The sequence below is a fragment of the Acinetobacter sp. KAM396 genome, assembly GCF_021602765.1.
Lineage (GTDB): Bacteria > Pseudomonadota > Gammaproteobacteria > Pseudomonadales > Moraxellaceae > Acinetobacter > Acinetobacter towneri_A.
Window position 1 is genome coordinate 222,140 of sequence record NZ_BPPH01000002.1, and the last position, 20,205, is coordinate 242,344.

Sequence of the window (20,205 nt, forward strand, 5' to 3'; positions counted from 1 at the left end):
TGTGAATGTTGTAGGCGACTAAAGCGAAAGAATGCTTTATTTATAAAGAAAAAGGACTGTCAATGCTATGACCGTCCTTTCTCAATTTCTGTACTCAAGAGTACAACATTTTGAATATCCCGCTAAATATGTTCAATATTTAGCGAGTTTTAATTTTCGCTTAGAAAGCAAAGTGTTCAGCATCTAATGCAAATAGTGGCTCTACACCTGTTGCAATCACGTCTACGTGTGAGCGAACACGTGGCAAGATTTTCTTGAAGTAGAAACGTGCAGTCGTCACTTTAGCATTGTAGAAGTCTACATCGGTTGTGCCTGCTGCAAGTGCTTCTTGAGCGACCAATGCCATACGTGCCCATAGGTAAGCTAGTGTTACATAACCAGAGAAGTACATGTAGTCTACTGCTGCAGCACCTACTTCCTCAGGGTTTTGCATTGCACGCATACCAATTTGCATGGTCAAATCGCCCCATTCTTTATTGAGCGCTGCGAGCGGTTCAACAAATTCTTGCATTGCTGCGTTGTCTTTGTTGGCTTCTGCAAATTTATGGATGATTTTGGTGAAGTCTTTCAACATTGCACCTTGTGTACCCAAAACTTTACGACCTAACAAATCGATTGCTTGAATTTCAGTTGTACCTTCGTACAAGCATGAAATACGTGTATCACGCACAATTTGTTCCATGCCATGCTCAGAAATGAAGCCATGACCGCCGAAGACTTGCACACCATGTTTTGCAGATTCAGAACCTGTTTCAGTTAAGAATGCTTTTGCAATAGGCGTCAATAAAGACAAGATGTTGTCAGAGAACTTACGTTCTTCTTCAGTTGCACCTTGTTCAACGATATCTGCGTGTAGAGACAACAGATACACTAGTGCGCGACCACCTTCAGCAAACGCTTTTTGAGTCAATAGCATATTGCGTACAGCAGGATGCACAATAATTGGATCTGCTTCTTTTTCAGGAGCTTTCGGACCAGAAAGTGAGCGCATTGCTAAACGGTCTTTGGCATAAGTCAACGCACCTTGGAAAGAACCTTCAGATGCTGCAAGACCTTGTACCGCTGTACCGATACGTGCAGTGTTCATGAACGTGAACATGCAGTTTAGACCACGGTTTTCAGGGCCAATCAAGAAACCTTTCGCATTATCAAAGTTGATGACGCAAGTTGCATTGCCATGAATACCCATTTTGTGTTCGATTGAACCACAACGTACACCATTACGCTCGCCTAAAGAGCCATCTGCATTTACATTGAACTTTGGTACGATAAATAAAGAAATACCCTTAGTACCTTTAGGTGCGCCAGGTAAACGTGCCAATACGATGTGCACGATATTCTCTGCCATGTCATGTTCACCAGCAGAGATAAAGATTTTCTCGCCAGAGATTGCATAGCTGCCGTCTGCTTGTGGTTCAGCTTTGGTACGGATAATACCCAAGTCAGAACCTGCATGAGATTCGGTTAAACACATGGTACCCGTCCACTCACCTGAAACAAGCTTTGGCAGATAGGTTGCTTTTTGTTCATCTGAACCGTGGTGTTCTAAAGTACGTACAGCACCATGAGAAAGACCTGGGTACATGCCCCATGCCCAGTTTGCTGTACCTACCATTTCTGAAATCACGTTACCTAGAGAAACAGGCAGACCTTGACCGCCATATTGCTCTTCAGCAGACAGCGATGGGAAACCGAGTTCGATATATTTTTGATACGCTTCTTTAAAGCCCGTTGGTGTTGTCACCACACCATCATTCCAAGTACATCCTTCACGGTCACCCACTTGGTTTAACGGAGATAATTCGTTTTCACAGAAATCTGCTGCAGCTTCCAAATATTGGTCAACCAATTCACGGCTTACGTTTTCTTGGAATGCAGGTAATTTTGAATAGTGATCTTCGGCATTTAATAATTCATGCAAAACAAATTGCATATCACGTAAAGGCGCTTTGTATTGTGGCATATCGGTTTCCTCAATACTGGTTTGACCAGCGTTATATTTTAAATGGATTTCAGCGCATGCCTTATTAGACATGCCGTGTTGCATTGGTTGTAATCGTGCAACATCTTCTAATTCGGTACAAGCATCTGCATAGCATTTCTTGGTGACTGTAAAGTCAAAGATTTTTACCTTGAAATGGCTAAGTTGTTTGAGTGTAAATAGTTTTGCTGAATTTGAAATGAAACAAATAGTCAAAACCGTAAAGAGATATGTCCAATAAAAAAGGCGCAATTTGCGCCTTTTTTATCTATTTATGCTTTTTAGAGTGGTTTAAGCAGCCTTATCCGGTGCTGAAACAGGTGCATTAGGTTGGAAGTGAACGATACATTTGCCATCTATTGTTTGTATGCCGACTTTTAGTTGCACGGCTTTACCATCGGTTTGACCTTGGCAGGCTTTGGTCGCAGCTTGTTGACGCGCTTGACGTTCAGCTAAACGTTGATCGTATTGCTGGGTTAACTCAGCACGTTTCGCATCGGTTAGTGGTTCGCCACGCTGCATATGCATGCCACGGAATTCACCACGATCGGCTTTATCGCCACGCATTGGGCGATGTTCACCACGTTTCATTTTATCGCGGTTCGGTTTAAATGAAATCGCACATGTGCCTTCTAGTGTTTGTTCACCTGCTTTGACTTGGACTGCTGAACCCACCGCTTTGCCATCGCAGGCTTTTTTAATGTCTTGCATGACTTGTTTACGTTCAGTACGCATTTTTTCAAATTGTTTGCGTTGTTCAGGCGTCATGTGACGGTCTTTTTGATAATGACCATGCATATATTGCGACTGCTTCATATCTTTTGGTGCTTGTGTGGATTGACAGGCAGTCAACGCACCTACAGATAAAATGCTGGCAGTGGCTAAAGCAATTTTTGTCATCTTATTCATTCTAAATTCCCCCCATACAAGAGCATGTGATTTTGGATGATTAAAGATTAAATAATAAAGATGTAGAAACAATGGAGAGTTTTTTCTAGCACTGTTGGTTACAATGCTCAAAATCGACAAAAAAAGCTGAGATTGCGCTTTTGAAAATTCGCCGTATACCCATCGCATTACGCCTGTTCTTAACAGTACTGCTGACGACCTTGCTTATTACCACGGTCAGCTTGGGGGTATTGCATGTCAATATGCAGCGAAACTTCAGCAAATATGTGGCCGATGTCGAAATGCAAAAGCTGGACTTGCTCACTCAAAACTTGGCAGAAGTCTATGCGGTATATCACGATTGGGGCAATGCCATTCAGGCGCAAATTCTCCAAATTGAAGGTGAAGCTGCGCCTGATGATTATGACCGTTTATCGCGGTGGTGGTTGCGTCGTCAGTATGATATTGCTTTGCAGCAGCGTTATTTTCAGGAACACACCCTCGCCAATGTAAACTCAAGTGTAGTCGAGCCTGAGCCAGGCAAACGACAAGCCAATGCGGAAGAACTTCGCTGGTTAGAGCTGAATTTACCTTCACAATTTCAGCCATTTGAAGGTTTAGTGTTTCCTTTGAGTGCCAATCAGAATGCTTTCCGTCCTGATCGTAAAAATGAAGGACATCAAAACACGACAGAATCATCTGGAAAAAAACAATTTATTTCGATGCCTGACCGTTTAGGCTTGAGTTCACGCTTATCTTTATATGATGCCCAGCGGCAATTTGTAGTGGGAGAGCCTGCTGAAACTCAAATTTCCTATCGTCCAATTATGGTCGGTGAAAAAATCGTGGGTTATCTGGGCTTAAAACCTGTGTTAGATCAGGAAGATGCTTTAAGTATTAACTTTTTTAGTAAACAAACTCGTTATTTATTATTGGTTTATGTTTTAAGTATTTTGGCGAGCTTGGTTGCTGCGTTGTTATTGGCGACCTATTTTAAAAAGCCAATTCAGCGCTTATTAAATGGTACACGTGAATTAACCAAAGGCCATTATCAGCATCAGGTCAAGGTCAATCGTAATGATGAGTTGGGTGATTTATCTACCGAATTGAATCATTTGGCGGTGATTTTAGATCAACATGAAACTTCACGTCGTCAGTGGGTGGCAGATACTTCACATGAATTAAAAACTCCGTTGGCAGTGTTACAGGCGCAAATTGAAGCCATGCAAGATGGTATTCGCAAAGCAACGCCAGAACATTTGGCTGCGATGATGCATCAGGTCAATAATCTGAAAAAACTCACACAGGATTTATCGGACTTGGCGCAAGCCGAAGCCATGCAGCTGAAATGCTATTTCTCGAGCATTGATCCATGGCAAGTGATTGAGCAGGAAATCGAAAGCTTTAAGCCGAAATTTGAACAGGCACAGTTGGACTTGGTCGTGTCGGGTGAAGGCACACAATTACAATTGGATATAGACCGCTTTAAACAAATTATGCTCAACTTACTCAGTAATAGTATTCGCTATACCGAAGCAGGTGGGCAGGTGCATATTCACACCAGTCAAAGCCCAACCGAGTGGACGGTGTATGTAGATGACAGCCCGTTTGGCTTAAGTGATGAACAATTGGCACGTTTGGGTGAGCGTTTTTATCGTGTCGATGATTCGCGTACACGTGCCACAGGCGGTACAGGTTTAGGTTTGGCCTTATCGGTCAAAATTGCCAAAGCATTGGGCGGAGAGTTAAGTTTTGCTCATTCACCGTTGGGTGGTTTACGCTGTAAATTAAGCTTTCCCAAAACAATCAAATCTTGAAGGACTTTAAGGAATCGTGCATGAAACATATCTTGCTGGTTGAAGATGAAATTGAACTTGCCCAATTGGTGCGAGATTATTTAGAAGCTGCTGGTTTTGAAGTCAGTATGTTTCATGATGGGCAAGAAGCCTATGACAGTTTTTTGCAGCGTAAACCGAGCCTGATGATTTTGGATTTGATGGTACCGCGTATGGATGGCCTGACCATTTGCCGTAAAGTGCGTGAACAGTCTGATGTACCTATTATTATGGTCACGGCACGTACTGAAGAAATTGATCGGGTGCTAGGTCTAAACATGGGCGCAGATGACTATGTGTGTAAGCCTTTTAGCCCGAAAGAATTGGTCGCGCGCGTGCAAGCGGTGTTGCGCCGTTTGGAACGTAAGGCTGAGCCCGAAGATCAGTCTTTGTTCCGTATGGATAAAGCGCAGCAGCGTATTTGGTATCAGCAAAAAACCTTGAATTTGACCCCAACCGAATTCCGTTTATTGGAATTGTTTTTAGAGCATGTTGGGCAGGTGTATTCACGTGCGCAATTGTTAGATCATATTAACCCTGACAGTTTTGAAGTGGCAGATCGGGTGATCGATAGCCACATTAAAAACTTGCGCCGTAAAATTACTGAAGCTGCCGAAACAGGTAATCGACATGAGTGGATTCAAGCGGTTTATGGTGTAGGTTATCGTTTTGAATATCCTGATGAGTAGAAAAAATTAATCTAGTCCATCTTTAATACAGAGGGATGGGCTAGATAAAATATTTGTCATTTCACATCACAGCTAAATTTTGTAGTTTGTACAATCAATTGTTCAGCAGGACAAAGGCTTTGTTGCATAAACATTTTGCAAGACACTAATTTTTAAAGGTTTGTTGATATTTTTAATAAAATCATAGTGTTAGGCATTTGTGCAACAAGGCTATTAAGATGAGCAACTCACCATCACTTCTGGCACATCACTTGGTAAAGGTGCTAAATCTTCAGGTTTTTCCAATGCCGTTTGCTGAATATACGGCTGGCTGAGCAAATTAAATAAACGCTCAACTTCTGAAAAATCATCACGTTCTGCGTGCTCAATCGCCTTTTGTGCCATGTGATTGCGCAAAATATAGTGAGGGTTGACTTGTTGCATAGCAGTATCTAAGGCATCGGTATCCTGATGTTCACGAATTTGTAAATACTGTGCCAAGAAGCTTTCCCACTGACGACGATCTAAACAATCATCCAATATTTCAGTATATTGTTTATTTTGTAGGCTGATAAAACTTTGGGTGTAATCCAGTTGTTCACTTTGCAAAATGCTTAAGAAATTGGTTGCGCAATCAAAACTGTCTTTGTGGAAACTTGGCAGCCCCACTTTTTCACATAAACCGAGTTTATAATGCTCCAAAAAAGTGGGTTCAAAATGTTCTAAACATGCTGCCAGTGCTTGTTTCCAGTGTTCTTTTTGATCTTGGTTTTGCTCAAGCGGAATTAAATTATTCAGCCAAACCCATAAGTTCCAGTGCGCTACACTCGGTTGTTGTTGGTAGGTATAGCGCCCTTGGTAGTCCGAATGGTTGTTGATCCAGTTCGGGCGAAAACGCTCCATAAAACCATAAGGGCCAAAATCTAAAGTAGAGCCAGTGATATTTAAATTATCGGTATTCATCACACCATGCGCAAAACCGACCAATTGCCATTTCGCAATCATCACTGCTGTGCGCTGAATGACTTGGGTGGCAAAGGCGAGTATAGGCTGTTCGGCAGTCAGGCATTCAGGGTAGTGCCACTCAATACATTTTTGCACAAATTCAGGTAGTAGTTCAGGTTGATACTGATTGATCCATTCGAAATGACCTAAACGAATATGACAGTCAGAGGTGCGTAATAGCATTGCGCCAAGTTCTAATTTTTCACGTTGTACACCTTGAGTGGATGAGGTAAATCCAACAGCATTGCTTGATGGCACACCCAGCGCATTTAAAGCATGGCCTGCCAAATATTCACGAATCACGGAACGTAATACTGCACGTCCATCGCCCATACGTGAATAAGGCGTTGCCCCCGCACCTTTTAAATGCAGGTCAATGGTACGTTGTTGTGTGTCCAAAACTTGCGCAATGAGTAAACCGCGTCCATCTCCCAATTGACCTGCCCACTGTCCAAATTGATGTCCTGCATAGACCATTGCCAAAGCAGGAAATTCTTTAAACGTGGTTTGTCCGCTGCAAATTTCAACCCATTGCTGTTGTTCTTCGGCTGTCCATTGCAGTTCTTTTGCCAATGCAGCATTAAAGTGTCCTGCTTTTGCACCTTTTAAAGGTAAAGGCTGCTGCATGTGATAAAGACGGGCGGGCAGGGTCGGATAACGTGGATTAAATTGCATAGTGAGAGAGCTTTGGCACAAAGTGAGTTTGACTATAGCAAAATTAGGCTTTAAAAACTGTAGTCTAACATGCAGAAAGCCCTGAACAGATCAGGGCTTTCGCATTGCATCAGAGAGGGGGTTTATTCAGATACAGGATTCTTTTTCAGGTTGCGCATTAGTAAGTTCAACGTTTCACGATGGTGTGAAAGACGCTGTTCAACCAATTGGAATTCAACTTTTAATTTGTCATCCATTTGGTGGATTTTTTCAGCTACCGATGCTTTTTTCGCCTGAATTTCTTGCTCTTTTAACTTTGCCCAATCGTTCAGAGTTTGAGTAAAGGCATCATATTCTTGCGAAATACGGCTTTTAACTTGGCCAATGTCATCATTTACATTGTGTCCATAGACCGCCAAGTCTTGCTCTGCATATTTAAAACGCATCGCCAATTCTGCTTTTTTAATATTAAAGCTTGGAATACGGCGTAAGTTTTTCGCTAATCCCAACTTCGAGCATGACCAAATTAACCATTTAGTTGGGTCATATTGCCACCATTTTACGCCATTACGATAATCATACTGGAAAATGTGGTGATAGTTATGATAACCCTCGCCCCAAGTGGCAATTGCTAACCAGAAATTATCACGCGCGGTATTTTCGTCAGTATAAGGACGAGAACCCCACATATGACATAGTGAGTTAATAAAGAAAGTAACATGGTGGCTTAAAATCAGACGCATTAAACCGCCTAATAACAACACGCCCCAAATATCGCCTACAGCCCAACCTATTGGCACCAAAATACCAGCGTGAACTGCAATTACGAGCGGAATATAGTATTTGTGTTGGAACATCACCAACTTGTCATTTAACAAATCTGGTGCATTTTTAAAGTTCGGCTCTGCAGCAGGATAGTCACGTAACATCCAGCCCATGTGCGCATACCAGAAGCCGTTATTAATTGAATATGGGTCTTTTTCGACGTCATCGACATGACGGTGATGGGTACGGTGACCTGAACCCCAATACAGAATACTGTTCTGAACGGCAAATGTTCCCATAATCATTAAAATGATTTTCAAGGGAAGGGTAGCTTCATAAGCACGGTGTGCCCATAAGCGGTGATAACCTGCTGTAATACCCAAGCTACTTACGCCAAGTAATACAAACATGCTGATCCAAGCGGCAAGGCTAAAATCATGGTAATACGCATATAACGGAATCGCGATCACTGCAACAATAGGTAAGAAAACCAGTGCAAAGATGGCAATCCAGTTGATTGGGGCTTTGGGTAAGGGAGCATTCATCTCCAACAGCACTCCTAGAACCTTGGGAGGTATAAATGGACGCTTAATCCTTTATAACGCTATGACCAATCTGTAGATTGAAATCATAGTATTAAGTTTTATAGGGATTAATTTTTTCGCATATTAGCATGAGCGGATTCACGATCACAGCATTATTGTACAGTTGTATTGTACTGGGTGGTAACAGAATATAATGGCTTCTGCGAGATTTTTCGGAGATATGGTATTCGGCAGCCAAACAAGCACAATAAATCAATTATTTATCCATCAAAATATTTGAGGTTGTGCCGCTTACAAGTGTTGCATCATCAGTTTAGGATAATCGGTAATTAAACCATGAACACCCAAATCTTTAAGCTGTTTGGCACGTTCAATTTGGTTGACTGTCCAAACACTGATATTCAGTTGGGCTTGTTGTGTGGCCTGAATGAGTGCATTGGTTGCGAGTTCATTCATCCAACCAATTTGGCAACAGCCTAATGCTAAAGCCTGGTCAATGGCTTGATATTGCAAATTATCTTCAACCAATAAACCACGTTTAAAGCGTGATTTTTGTTGTTGCAAGGCCCAATGAATTTTTGTATCAAAACTGGTGATGATAGCGTTATGTTCAAAACCCTGTAAATGTTGCTCTAAACTTTGGGTAATTTTTTCGGCATCGGCATGCGAGTTGACCGCTTTGACTTCAACTTCAATATGATCAAAATTTTGAATAATGGTCATGGTTTGATTGAGTAGGGGAGTAGTTTCAACTTTATTCCAATCAGACCACGTCACCGCATGGTTATAATGGTTTAAATCTTCCAGACTACATTCATACAGTGCTTTGTCTTGTCCTGTGGTGCGGATGAATTGATCATCATGCATCACCACCAAGGCATTGTCTTTGAGTTGACGGACATCAAACTCGACTGCACGAATGCCAATATTTTGAATATATTCAAAACCACCGAGTGTGTTTTCAGGCGCTTCACCACGCGCACCACGATGACCAATTATGCGCATAATGTGCTCATGAATTGAAAGTTTGCTTTCATTTTGCAAGTACGACGTGACAAAGAGATGACAACTCATATTTTGGTCGGATGCTCTGAAAGTTCAAGCAGCATCCGACGTGATTTTTTAGATGCAAAATCAGGGTTTTATTTTAGTTTCCGATTTTAGTTTGCAATGTTAGCTACCAATACTGTCGTTGATATTCTTTTGCCAAAGTACTTCGCTGCCGCCTTCGGCACGTTGCAAGCTGCGAGATGCCACAAATAGCCAGTCTGACAGTCGGTTTAGTAATTGCAAAGAGGGTGTTTGAATATTTTGATCGCGAGTGTGGACGGTCATTAAACTTCGTTCTGCGCGGCGGCATACGGCACGGGCTTGATGTGCATAACTGCATGCCAATGTTCCTGCAGGCAGAATAAATTCTTTGAGCATTGGCAAGTTTTCATTCATACGGTCAATGTCTTGTTCTAGATACTCAATCGCAAGCGGTTGCACAAGGTGGTAATTGGGGATACAGACTTCACCACCTAAGTCGAATAGCCAATGCTGAATCAAACTGAGCGATTTGTCCCAAGTGTTTTTGTCTGGAATGTTGCTGTGTGTAATTTGTGAGCGTAATACGCCAATGCAGGCATTGAGTTCATCGACATCGCCCAGTGCATGAATGCGTAAATCGTCTTTGGCGACACGTGAGCCATCGCCCAGTCCTGTTGTGCCTGAGTCGCCTGTGCGGGTATAAATTTTGCTTAAACGGTGGCCCATAACTTTTCCTTAGGTTGAAATGAAAAAAAGGATAATGCCGGTCAAAACATTATCCATAAACTGCGCTGTTTTAAAGTTTTTGTTGTTATGCGGGTTTTAGTAGCGGAAAGTTACGCCTGCTGAAGCGAGGCGACCGCCGTTCACATAATAGTATCCGCTACCATAAGATGTCGTTTTGTATTCAACATCACCAATATTCTGAATATTTGTAAATAATTTAACGTTAGGATTTACATTCCAGAAAGCATTTACATCAACAGTAGCATATCCAGAAATTGTACTATTTTTAGGTCTAGATTTAGCAGAAAGTGATGCACTAATGCCATACACTTCATTTTGTAGTCCTGATGTCAAAGTGATACTTTGGCGTGAACGACGAGGCAGATCTTGATCAGTTTTCTTGTCTTTTGGCTGTACATAGGCATATGAAATATTTGTAAATAACTCATCTTTTGCCCAATCAAGGTTGAATTCTCCACCAGTAAAAGTTGCTTCCTTTACATTGAAATTTTTACCATTCTGCCAAGTAATTAAGTTATCAACTTCATTACGGTAAGCAGATAATCCCATTGTTAAGTGATCTGTAAGTTGTTGGTCTAGACCAATCTCATATGAAACACTTTCTTCTGGTTTTAACTCTGGGTTACCACCCCAGCTTAATGCATATAAGTCATTATTCGTTGGAGCACGGAAAGCAGTGCCAATATTGGTGTAAATACTAGTGGCTGGTAAAATTTGATAACGTGCGGCAGCTTGTCCTACTGTATGAGTACCAAATGTCTCATGATCTTCTACACGTACACCTAATTGGGTGTGTAGTTTTTCAGATTGGTATTGGTGTTGAACAAAATAACCTGTGCTACCAACATCTTTGTCATAGTCCACTGCATAATAACCACTACCTGAAAGAACGTCAGATTCGACATTTTTCGTTGCGACCCCAGCTAAGAGACTCTGAGTAGGGCTAAATTGCCATTTACTGTAAAGTTCAGCTTCTTTTGTTGTATTGTAGATTGAATCATGAGAATCATTTTGCTCAAGATCATCTTTGAATTGAGATAAGCGAGCATGAAGTGCAAAGGTATCGCTTAGGTTTACACGGCCTTTAACATTAAGGATTTCATTTTTAAAATCTTGAGAGACATTTTTTAAACCTATTAGATTCCAATTCGCATCATTTACACTTTCAACGTAAGTTGATGTACCTTGGTTCTCTGAATAATCAACAGATGCAGCATATTGTTGTTTTTCTACACCGAATTTTGCACTAAAGCCTTTCTGATCATAGGCACCAGCATTGACTTGAGCATCTTTAAAGTCTGTAACTTGCGTGCCATCCGATTCTAAGCGTTGTCCTCGAATTTGTGCATAAATACCATTCTCAGCTAAATCCGCACCAATGACAGATTTATAGGTATTGTGCTCACCGATTTCACCAGTTATAAAAGCCTCTGTTTTTTCTGGTGTTTTAGAAACTAACTGAACTACGCCACCAATTGCATCTGTGCCGTATAATACAGATGCTGGACCTTTCAATACTTCAATTTGTTTAATATCGGTAGTATCAATAAATGCCAAAGATGCAGATCCTACAGACCCAGTGTTTAGTCGAACACCATCACGTAATACAAGAGTATGGGTCGAATTTGTTCCACGTGTAAAGATAGATGCAGTTTGACCATAACCACCGTATTGCATCATATCAATAGATGCATCACTCATAAGTAAATGAGGCAATTCAGCAATTGGAGACTGATCGACAATTTGTGGTTCAATAATGGAGATACGCGCAGGCACATCACCAATTTTTTCTTCAGAACGTGTCGCGGTAACGACTAAAGTGTCTAAAGATGCATTGACAACATTAGAACTGTCTTGTGCAGATACAGACGTAGAGAAACCCATTGCAAGCGCAATTGCGCCCACTAAAGCAGTAGGCTGAAAAAGAGTAGACATGACTTTGCTCCATACATTCACCCCACGTGAATGATTGAGTTAAGGGCACAACAAGCAGGTCTCCGGACTACAATGTGCCAAGCATCTTCTAATTTATGATTGCTTCGCTGTATATCCACCTTCCCATATTGTTCATACAGTGGTGTAAATCATAAGATTTAAATCGATATACGTTTCATGGTTACCGTTGCGGGGGCAGTGTTGGACTTTCACCAACTTCCCTAAAGCTTAAAGCTAGAACTCGTTGCATTTGCGCGAAGTATAAAGTCTGTTCAGCATTTAAACAACGGAAATGTAGAATAATCCGCCTGAACTTCACTCAACCTCTGAAAATTGCATTACAATGATTCGCCCTAATATATGATTTTGTTTGTAAGAACAGACAATTTAAAAGTCACATACAGCAAGATCAGCAAAATGAAGATTGAAAATCAGGATTAGAGTGCAAAACGATGCGTACCCGTACCAAAATTTGCGGAATCACGCGAATTCAAGATATAAACAGTGTGGTACATGCGGGTGCAGATGCAATAGGCTTGGTGTTTTATCCTCCAAGTCCGCGCCATGTGAACATTGAACAAGCACAATGCTTGCTGCAAAACATTCCCGCTTATGTGCAAGTGGTCGGTTTATTTGTCAATGCAACGGCAGAAGAAATTGCCGCTGTACTCAAACAAGTACCTTTAGATATTCTGCAGTTTCATGGCGATGAAACACCGTTGCAATGTCTGCAAATAGCAGAGCAAGTTGGACGTCGATGGTACAAAGCCATTCAGGTCAAACCCGATTTAAATGTGTTGGATGCAATAAAAAGCTATCAACAAGCAGGTGCAAGCGCAGTATTATTAGACGCGTGGCATCCTGAGTTGAAAGGTGGTACAGGACACAGTTTTGACTGGTCAAAATTCCCCAAACTCGATATTCCTTTAATTTTGGCGGGTGGTTTAAACCCTGAAAATATTGAAGATGCAATTCAGACGACTCAAGCCTATGCTGTTGATGTCAGTGGCGGAGTTGAGTCTGCAAAAGGTATTAAAGACCAACAACTCATAGAAAACTTCATGCAAGGAGTCCAACGTGGATCAGCAAAGTACAAATCACAATAACTCAGTGATTGACTATACCCAATTCCCAGATGCAAAAGGGCATTTTGGGATCCATGGCGGACGTTTTGTGTCAGAAACGCTGATGGCGGCTTTACAAGATTTAGAAAAATTGTATTTCCGCATGAAAGATGATCCGCAGTTTTTGGCAGAATTCGACCGCGATCTCGCCTACTATGTAGGTCGTCCTAGTCCTTTGTATTATGCTGAGCGATGGTCAAAAGAGTTGGGTGGTGCGCAAATTTACTTAAAACGTGAAGATTTGAACCATACTGGCTCACATAAAGTGAATAACACCATTGGTCAGGCATTATTGGCAAAACTGTCTGGTAAAAAACGCATTATTGCCGAAACAGGTGCAGGTCAGCACGGTGTAGCAACCGCGACCATTGCCGCTCGTTTAGGCTTAGAATGTGTGGTGTTCATGGGTGCAGAAGACGTCAAACGTCAGGCCATGAACGTGTACCGCATGCGCTTACTCGGGGCAACGGTTGTGCCTGTAGAAAGTGGCTCTAAAACCTTAAAAGATGCCATGAACGAAGCTATGCGTGACTGGGTGACCAATGTCGATTCAACGTATTATGTGATTGGTACTGTGGCAGGCCCACATCCGTATCCGCAATTGGTACGTGATTTCCAATCTATTATTGGTCGTGAAGCACGTCGTCAAATTCAGGAGCAGGCAGGTCGTTTACCTGACGCACTTGTGGCGTGTGTTGGTGGTGGTTCCAATGCGATGGGCTTGTTCTATCCATTCTTGAATGATGCCGAAGTAAAAATGTACGGTGTTGAAGCTGCGGGCTTGGGCATTGAAACAGGCAAGCACTCTGCGCCATTGAATGCAGGACACGTGGGCGTATTACACGGCAACCGTACTTATTTAATGTCTGATGCACAAGGTCAGATCATCGAAACTCACTCTATTTCTGCAGGTCTGGATTATCCGGGTGTAGGGCCAGAACATAGCTTCCTGAAAGATATGCACCGTGTCGATTACGTGCCAATCAATGACCAAGAAGCATTGCAAGGTTTCCGTGATTTAACCCGTATTGAAGGGATTATTCCTGCTTTAGAAAGCTCACATGCTATGGCTTATGTGAGTAAGCTTGCGCCAACGATGGATAAAGATCAAATCATTATTGCGACTGTTTCAGGTCGTGGTGATAAGGATCTAATGACTGTTGCCCGCATTGATGGTGTGGAAATGGTGGATATGTAAATTTCAAGCTGCTTGAAATAAAGCATGCTGTATTTCAATTCAATCGTGCTGAAGCAATTCGGCACGATTTTTTATTTGGAGAATTAAAAAATTCTCGCTACTTTAAATGATCAAGCTTAAAAATCATCAACCCTTAAAGCGATCAAGCTTAGGATATTTGCGTAGGAGTTGGATATGCCCAGTTTATTTATCGTCATGTTAGGTGGGCGTCATGCGCGAGCCAATACTGAAGTGCATGATGTGGTACTCGCGGTAGGAGACTCTTTAGAAGAGACCTATCCTCAACTCAAGCAGGCTTGGTTTGCAGAACTGAAAGGTTTGCATATTGATGCATGGGCGCAAATTAACGGTGTTGAGTTTGAAGGCAAATCCTACTATTTGAAATTTACCGATGCGCAGCCGAATCAGGCAGAAAACCGACTGTATTTGATTAATTTAGGTGGATATGACCCACGTGAATTTGGTGAGTTGCATCGTTATGTGTTGGTGGTAGCACAAAATCCAATGGTGGCAAAACAGCGTGGTAAAGCCTATTTCGCTCAGCACTGGCAAAAACAACATACCGACCGGGTATTAGAAGTGGATGATTATATTGCGATAGATCAGGTGCATGGTCGCTATGTGCAATTGGTTGAAGGGTCATTTTCAGGCAATCGTTGGGAAAATACCTATCTGACTTTGAATGCTGATGCTTAAAAGTATTCAGAATATTAAGGCAGAAATAGATTAATTTATATTTTGTATATTTAGTAAGCGCTCAGGCCTTAAAATGGCAAAACAATCTATGTTTTTATAAGTTTTTCAACAAAATCATAAGCTGCGGGTTTTTTGTACATGCATTTGTAGGCATAATACGACCAAAGATGAATTGTTTTTAGACAATAGGGAATGTCTTCAATGGATTTAATTCAGGCGAATGGACAGCCGCATTATGGACGTTTTAGTGAACTTCCCAAAAAAATTGATTATCAGGCTTACCAATATAAATCACCGTATGGTGAGGTATTGTCAGGTTGGCGTAAACGCTTAAAATATAAAAAGTTTAAATTTTGTAGTATTCAACACGAACACTATACCATTGGGCTGGCAATTGCCGATATTGCTTGGGCAGGGCACGGTTTTGTCTATATTTATAATCACATGACGGGCGAAGTGCAGGAATGGAATGCGATTAATTTTTTATCGCGCAATACTGTTTTAGATGAGCAACCATTATTTAATCAAAGTTTTTTTGAAAAATCGCCATTTCAAATTGAAATTCAACATGCCAATGGTGTGCGTTATATCCGCGTGACCAAATATGGTGAAATTAAACTCAGTGCGAGAATATTTTGTGCAGGCACAGACCCGCTAAGTATGTGTAGCCCAACAGGTATTAATGGTTGGACTTATACTCAAAAACTGACTACGCTCGGCTGTGAAGGCTATTTTATCAATAAAACTGGACAAACCATTCAATTCCATGAACGCACCTTTGCCTCTTTATATGACACCTGCGGGTTTTTACGTCCTGAAACAGCATGGTTTTGGTTGTCGTGTAACTTCTGGGATACCGAAAACCGACGTGTAGGCTTGAATTTGGCTTCTGGTGTGAATGAAAGTTTTGGCAACGAAAACTGTTTGTGGATTAATGGCGTGCTGTATCCATTAACAGATGTGTTGTTCCAACCTGAAGATGACTGTTCGTGGAGTATTCGTTCACTGGATCATCGTTTGAATTTAACTGTCAGCACAGGTTGGCGCCGTTATGAAAATCTGAATTTACGTCTGGTTGGCAGTCAATTTAGTCAATGGCAAGCCAAAATTAGCGGTACTATTCAACAAGACGATACCGAAATTATTTTGTTAAACGAATACGGCTTGCTTGAACAGCATTATGCCAAGTGGTAGGGCAGATTTTTAATCACGATTGTAGTCACCGCTTGCAGATCAATCCTATAATTTTATCTATCACTCGCTTGAATCGCCATTGAGTTTTTACATAAACGGCAAAAAAAGGTGCATTATGCAATTTCACTATGCGTTGAGAATTGGCATGATATTGCGAAATATATCAAGGTGAGTTTCACATGGCACAAGGTCTTTTGGCGGGTAAGCGTTTTTTAATTGCTGGTATTGCAAGTAAATTATCTATCGCATTTGGTATTGCAGAAGCATTGCATCGTGAAGGTGCAGAATTAGCATTTACTTATCCGAATGAAAAACTCAAAAAACGTGTTGATGACTTCGCTGCACAATTTGGCTCAAGCATTGTATTGCCTTGCGATGTAGGCGTAGATGCAGAAATTGAGCAAGCTTTTGCTGACTTGGCAAAGCACTGGGATGGTTTGGATGGTTTGGTTCACTCGATTGGTTTTGCGCCTGCGCATACTTTAGATGGTGACTTTACCGATGTTACAGATCGTGATGGTTTCAAAGTTGCGCATGACATTAGTGCTTATAGCTTTATTGCGATGGCACGTGCTGCAAAACCATTATTACAAGCACGCCAAGGTTGCTTATTGACTTTGACTTATCAAGGTTCTGAGCGTGTGATGCCAAACTACAACGTCATGGGTATGGCGAAAGCATCTTTAGAAGCAGGTGTACGCTACTTGGCTTCAAGCTTGGGTGCTGACGGTATTCGCGTGAATGCAATTTCTGCAGGCCCAATTCGTACGCTTGCCGCATCAGGCATTAAATCATTCCGTAAAATGTTAGACCTCAATGAAAAAGTTGCACCTTTAAAACGCAACGTGACCATTGAAGATGTTGGTAATGCGGCATTATTCCTTTGCTCACCATGGGCGAATGGTATTACTGGTGAAATTCTGTATGTCGATGCAGGTTTTAACACGGTTGGTATGAGCGCAGAATTAATGCTAGATGCTGAATAAGCATTGCATCAAGCAGATAAAACCGAAGTTTAGGCTTCGGTTTTTTTATCGCTGCATTTTAAGCAAGAGGTATTTTGCAGATTGCTGTAATTTTATTTTCTTCTTTGGCGCATCTGCTGCTATAAATAGATGAGTTGACAATATTTCAAAATAAAACTGGGTTTTAGGTCTTAAAAATGAATGCGGAACAATTGCAAAAAACGTTACATGCCAGTCAATATGCAGAACAAGTCTTGGCAAATCACGAAAGCCTGTTACAGCAGGATTATGCAATTGACCAATTTCTAAAACCGCTGAGTGCAGAGTATATTCATCAACTGGTGATTTCCACTTTACAAGACATTCAAGATGAAACCTTGTGGATGAAAACTCTGCGGATTTTACGCGCCCGTTTAATGTTTCGCTGGATTTGGCAAGATGCCAACCAGCTCACCGATGTGGTGACGTTGACGCAGGAACTTTCAGATTTTGCTGATATTTGCGTGCAAGTTGCCAAAGATTTCGCACGGATTCCATTGGTTGCCAAACATGGCGAACCGATAGGATATAACGGAAAAGTCCAAGACTTAATTGTGGTCGCCATGGGCAAGCATGGTGCGCAGGAATTGAATTTATCCAGTGATATCGACTTGATTTTTGCCTTTGATGAACAAGGTGAAACCAATGGACGCAAGTGCATTGAAGTGCAGCAATTCTGCATCTTATGGGGACAAAAACTGATCTATCTATTAGATCATATCACCGCCGATGGTTTTGTTTTCCGTGTCGATATGCGATTACGTCCGTGGGGCGATGGTTCGGCATTGGCAATTAGCCACGTGGCATTGGAAAAATATTTAAGTCAGCATGGACGTGAATGGGAACGCTATGCTTGGATTAAGGCACGTATTATCACAGGCGGGCAAGAAGGTCATGAATTGCTGCAAATGACCCGACCTTTCGTATTCCGCAAGTATGTCGATTACACCGCTTTCGAAGCTATGCGCGAAATGAAAGCCATGATTGAGCGCGAAGTACAGCGCCGTAATATCGAAGACAATATTAAATTAGGTGCAGGTGGTATTCGTGAAGTTGAATTTATTGTGCAGGTTTTTCAGCTCATTTACGGTGGTTCAAAACTAGAATTACAAGACCGCCAATGTTTGGTCAGTTTGCGTCATTTGGGCGAAGCTGAATTGCTAGAACCGCAAGCCGTACTTGATTTAGAAGATGCTTATTTATTTCTGCGTCGAGTAGAACATGCCATTCAAGCCTTGAATGATCAGCAAAGCCAAGCTTTACCAACCGAACCTGAGTTACGTGCACGCATTAGCGATACTTTGGGCTTTGCCGATTGGGATAGCTTTATGCAGACCCTCAATGAAAAGCGTGTCAAAGTCATTTATCAGTTTGAACATTTAATTAAAGAGAATGAACCCGATTCTTTGTTGGAAAATTATAGTCAGCTAGAAAAACAGCTCGATGCTGTACTAGACGACCAAGCGAAAAATTTAGTGCATGAGTTCTGGTATGGGCATGGCATTAAAAAACTTACCGCCAAAGCTTTACAGCGTTTAAAAACCTTTTGGCCACACTTGATTGAAGCGGTGTTGCAGTCGGAAAACCCACAGATGGCGCTTATGCGTTTAATGCCATTGGTTGAATCTGTACTACGTCGTACCGTGTATTTGGTCATGCTGATTGAAAGCAAAGGGGCGTTACAACGCTTGGTGAAAATGGCCACAGTCAGCCCGTGGATTTGTGAAGAATTGACGCAATATCCTGTGTTACTAGATGAATTTTTATCCATGGATTTTGAATTGCCAAAACGCAGCGATTTGGAAGATTCTTTGCGCCAACAATTGCTGCGCATTGAACTCGATGAAGTTGAAGACCTCATGCGGGTGCTACGTTTATTCAAAAAGTCCAACGTATTGACAGTTGCAGCCAGCGATGTGCTGGCAGAAAGCCACTTGATGAAAGTGTCAGATGCTTTAACCGATATTGCTGAAGTGACCGTAAATGCAGCCCTGCAATTGGCCTATCAAATGATTGTCAAAAAACATGGTTACCCGCTAGACAGTGAAGGGCAGCGTTGTGGTTTGGAGCATAACGCTTTTGCCATTATTGGTTATGGCAAAGTGGGTGGCATTGAACTGGGTTATGGCTCCGATTTGGACGTGGTTTTTATTCACAACATGGATGAACAGGCCGATACCGATGGGATCAAACCGATTAGTGGCTTTGAATTCGCCATGCGGGTGGCACGTAAATTTGTATCTTTAATGACCACGCAAACTTTAGATGGTCGCGTTTATGAGGTCGATACCCGTTTACGTCCTTCTGGAGATGCGGGTTTATTGGTGACCAGTTTGCGGGCCTTTGAGCAGTATCAACTGAAAAATGCATGGCTGTGGGAGCATCAGGCTTTGGTACGTGCGCGCAGTATTGCAGGAGAGCAACAGTTACGTGATAAGTTTGAAGTGTTGCGTTGTAAGATTTTAACCCAGCCGCGTGACGAAGCGTATGTCCGCAGCGAAGTGCTGAAAATGCGTCAAAAAATGAAAGATCATTTGGGTTCATCTAAAGAGCAAAAAAAAGATGGAATTTTTCATTTAAAACAGGATGCAGGTGGTATCGTTGATATCGAATTTATGGCACAGTATGCGGTATTAGCCTGGAGTGGGTCGAATCCTGATCTCGCCCATTATTCCGACAACGTAAGAATCCTTGAAGATGCCGCAAAAACAGGTTGCTTATCCAGCGACGATGCGACAGCATTGATTCAAGCTTATCTCCGTGAACGAGCCGAAAGCCACCGCTTAGCCCTTGCAAATCAATCCATGCAAGTCAATGCTGCGGATTGGTACGCTACCCGTGAGGTCGTTTGCAAGTTATGGCAAAGATTAATTGATCCGACTGCAACGTCTGCGTTGGATTAAAATGACTATTGTATAAACATTTGGAGTGTGT

15 protein-coding genes and 1 riboswitch are annotated in these 20,205 nt (G+C 41.9%); of the genes, 8 read left to right on the plus strand and 7 right to left on the minus strand.

What is annotated here, in order from left to right:
• Positions 1-160: 160 nt before the first annotated feature.
• On the minus strand, positions 161-1,963 hold the full coding sequence (locus L6C30_RS02475; RefSeq protein WP_230245652.1) for an acyl-CoA dehydrogenase C-terminal domain-containing protein: 1,803 nt from the start codon (positions 1,961-1,963) through the stop codon (positions 161-163).
• A gap of 309 nt (positions 1,964-2,272) precedes the next feature.
• Positions 2,273-2,890: a hypothetical protein gene (locus tag L6C30_RS02480; RefSeq protein WP_236162603.1), complete on the minus strand. Its 618-nt coding sequence runs from the start codon at positions 2,888-2,890 to the stop codon at positions 2,273-2,275.
• 140 nt (positions 2,891-3,030) lie between these two features.
• Between L6C30_RS02480 and baeS the strand changes: the two genes are divergently transcribed.
• Together baeS and L6C30_RS02490 are read left to right on the plus strand one after the other, a co-directional pair.
• Positions 3,031-4,686 (plus strand): sensor histidine kinase efflux regulator BaeS, encoded by a 1,656-nt coding sequence (gene baeS / locus L6C30_RS02485; protein WP_236162604.1) that lies wholly within the window; start codon positions 3,031-3,033, stop codon positions 4,684-4,686.
• 20 nt (positions 4,687-4,706) lie between these two features.
• Positions 4,707-5,393: a response regulator gene (locus L6C30_RS02490; protein WP_236162605.1), complete on the plus strand. Its 687-nt coding sequence runs from the start codon at positions 4,707-4,709 to the stop codon at positions 5,391-5,393.
• 213 nt (positions 5,394-5,606) lie between these two features.
• Here L6C30_RS02490 and L6C30_RS02495 read toward each other — a convergent pair whose 3' ends face one another.
• The 5 genes from L6C30_RS02495 to L6C30_RS02515 form a co-directional block, all read right to left on the minus strand.
• Positions 5,607-7,052, minus strand: a complete 1,446-nt coding sequence (locus tag L6C30_RS02495; protein ID WP_236162606.1) for a YdiU family protein — start codon at positions 7,050-7,052, stop codon at positions 5,607-5,609.
• Positions 7,053-7,174: 122 nt separating this feature from the next.
• Positions 7,175-8,341, minus strand: coding sequence for an acyl-CoA desaturase (locus L6C30_RS02500; RefSeq protein WP_236162607.1), 1,167 nt, complete (start codon positions 8,339-8,341; stop codon positions 7,175-7,177).
• Positions 8,342-8,632: 291 nt separating this feature from the next.
• Positions 8,633-9,346, minus strand: a complete 714-nt coding sequence (locus tag L6C30_RS02505) for a glycerophosphodiester phosphodiesterase (protein ID WP_236162608.1) — start codon at positions 9,344-9,346, stop codon at positions 8,633-8,635.
• Positions 9,347-9,514: 168 nt separating this feature from the next.
• Positions 9,515-10,099, minus strand: coding sequence for a cob(I)yrinic acid a,c-diamide adenosyltransferase (locus L6C30_RS02510; RefSeq protein ID WP_236162609.1), 585 nt, complete (start codon positions 10,097-10,099; stop codon positions 9,515-9,517).
• Positions 10,100-10,195: 96 nt separating this feature from the next.
• Positions 10,196-12,055 carry a TonB-dependent siderophore receptor gene (locus L6C30_RS02515; protein WP_236162610.1) on the minus strand — a complete coding sequence of 620 codons (1,860 nt, stop codon included), beginning with the start codon at positions 12,053-12,055 and terminating at the stop codon, positions 10,196-10,198.
• Between the two features lie 35 nt (positions 12,056-12,090).
• Positions 12,091-12,315, minus strand: a riboswitch (cobalamin riboswitch).
• Between the two features lie 192 nt (positions 12,316-12,507).
• Between L6C30_RS02515 and L6C30_RS02520 the strand changes: the two genes are divergently transcribed.
• The 6 genes from L6C30_RS02520 (at position 12,508) to glnE (ending at position 20,174) form a co-directional block, all read left to right on the plus strand.
• A complete protein-coding gene (locus tag L6C30_RS02520; RefSeq protein ID WP_019836282.1) occupies positions 12,508-13,161 on the plus strand; it encodes a phosphoribosylanthranilate isomerase in 654 nt (217 codons plus the stop codon).
• Positions 13,133-14,377, plus strand: a complete 1,245-nt coding sequence (trpB, locus tag L6C30_RS02525; protein WP_004975067.1) for a tryptophan synthase subunit beta — start codon at positions 13,133-13,135, stop codon at positions 14,375-14,377. The genes L6C30_RS02520 and trpB overlap by 29 nt, the downstream gene beginning before the upstream one ends.
• Before the next feature lie 174 nt (positions 14,378-14,551).
• Positions 14,552-15,073 carry a DUF1543 domain-containing protein gene (locus tag L6C30_RS02530; RefSeq protein WP_230245341.1) on the plus strand — a complete coding sequence of 174 codons (522 nt, stop codon included), beginning with the start codon at positions 14,552-14,554 and terminating at the stop codon, positions 15,071-15,073.
• Positions 15,074-15,274: 201 nt separating this feature from the next.
• Complete coding sequence (locus tag L6C30_RS02535) at positions 15,275-16,267, plus strand: DUF2804 domain-containing protein (RefSeq protein ID WP_236162611.1); 993 nt, start codon at positions 15,275-15,277, stop codon at positions 16,265-16,267.
• 179 nt (positions 16,268-16,446) lie between these two features.
• Complete coding sequence (locus tag L6C30_RS02540; RefSeq protein WP_004975071.1) at positions 16,447-17,253, plus strand: enoyl-ACP reductase; 807 nt, start codon at positions 16,447-16,449, stop codon at positions 17,251-17,253.
• 176 nt (positions 17,254-17,429) lie between these two features.
• Positions 17,430-20,174 (plus strand): bifunctional [glutamate--ammonia ligase]-adenylyl-L-tyrosine phosphorylase/[glutamate--ammonia-ligase] adenylyltransferase, encoded by a 2,745-nt coding sequence (glnE, locus tag L6C30_RS02545; protein WP_236162612.1) that lies wholly within the window; start codon positions 17,430-17,432, stop codon positions 20,172-20,174.
• The last annotated feature ends 31 nt before the right edge of the window (positions 20,175-20,205 follow it).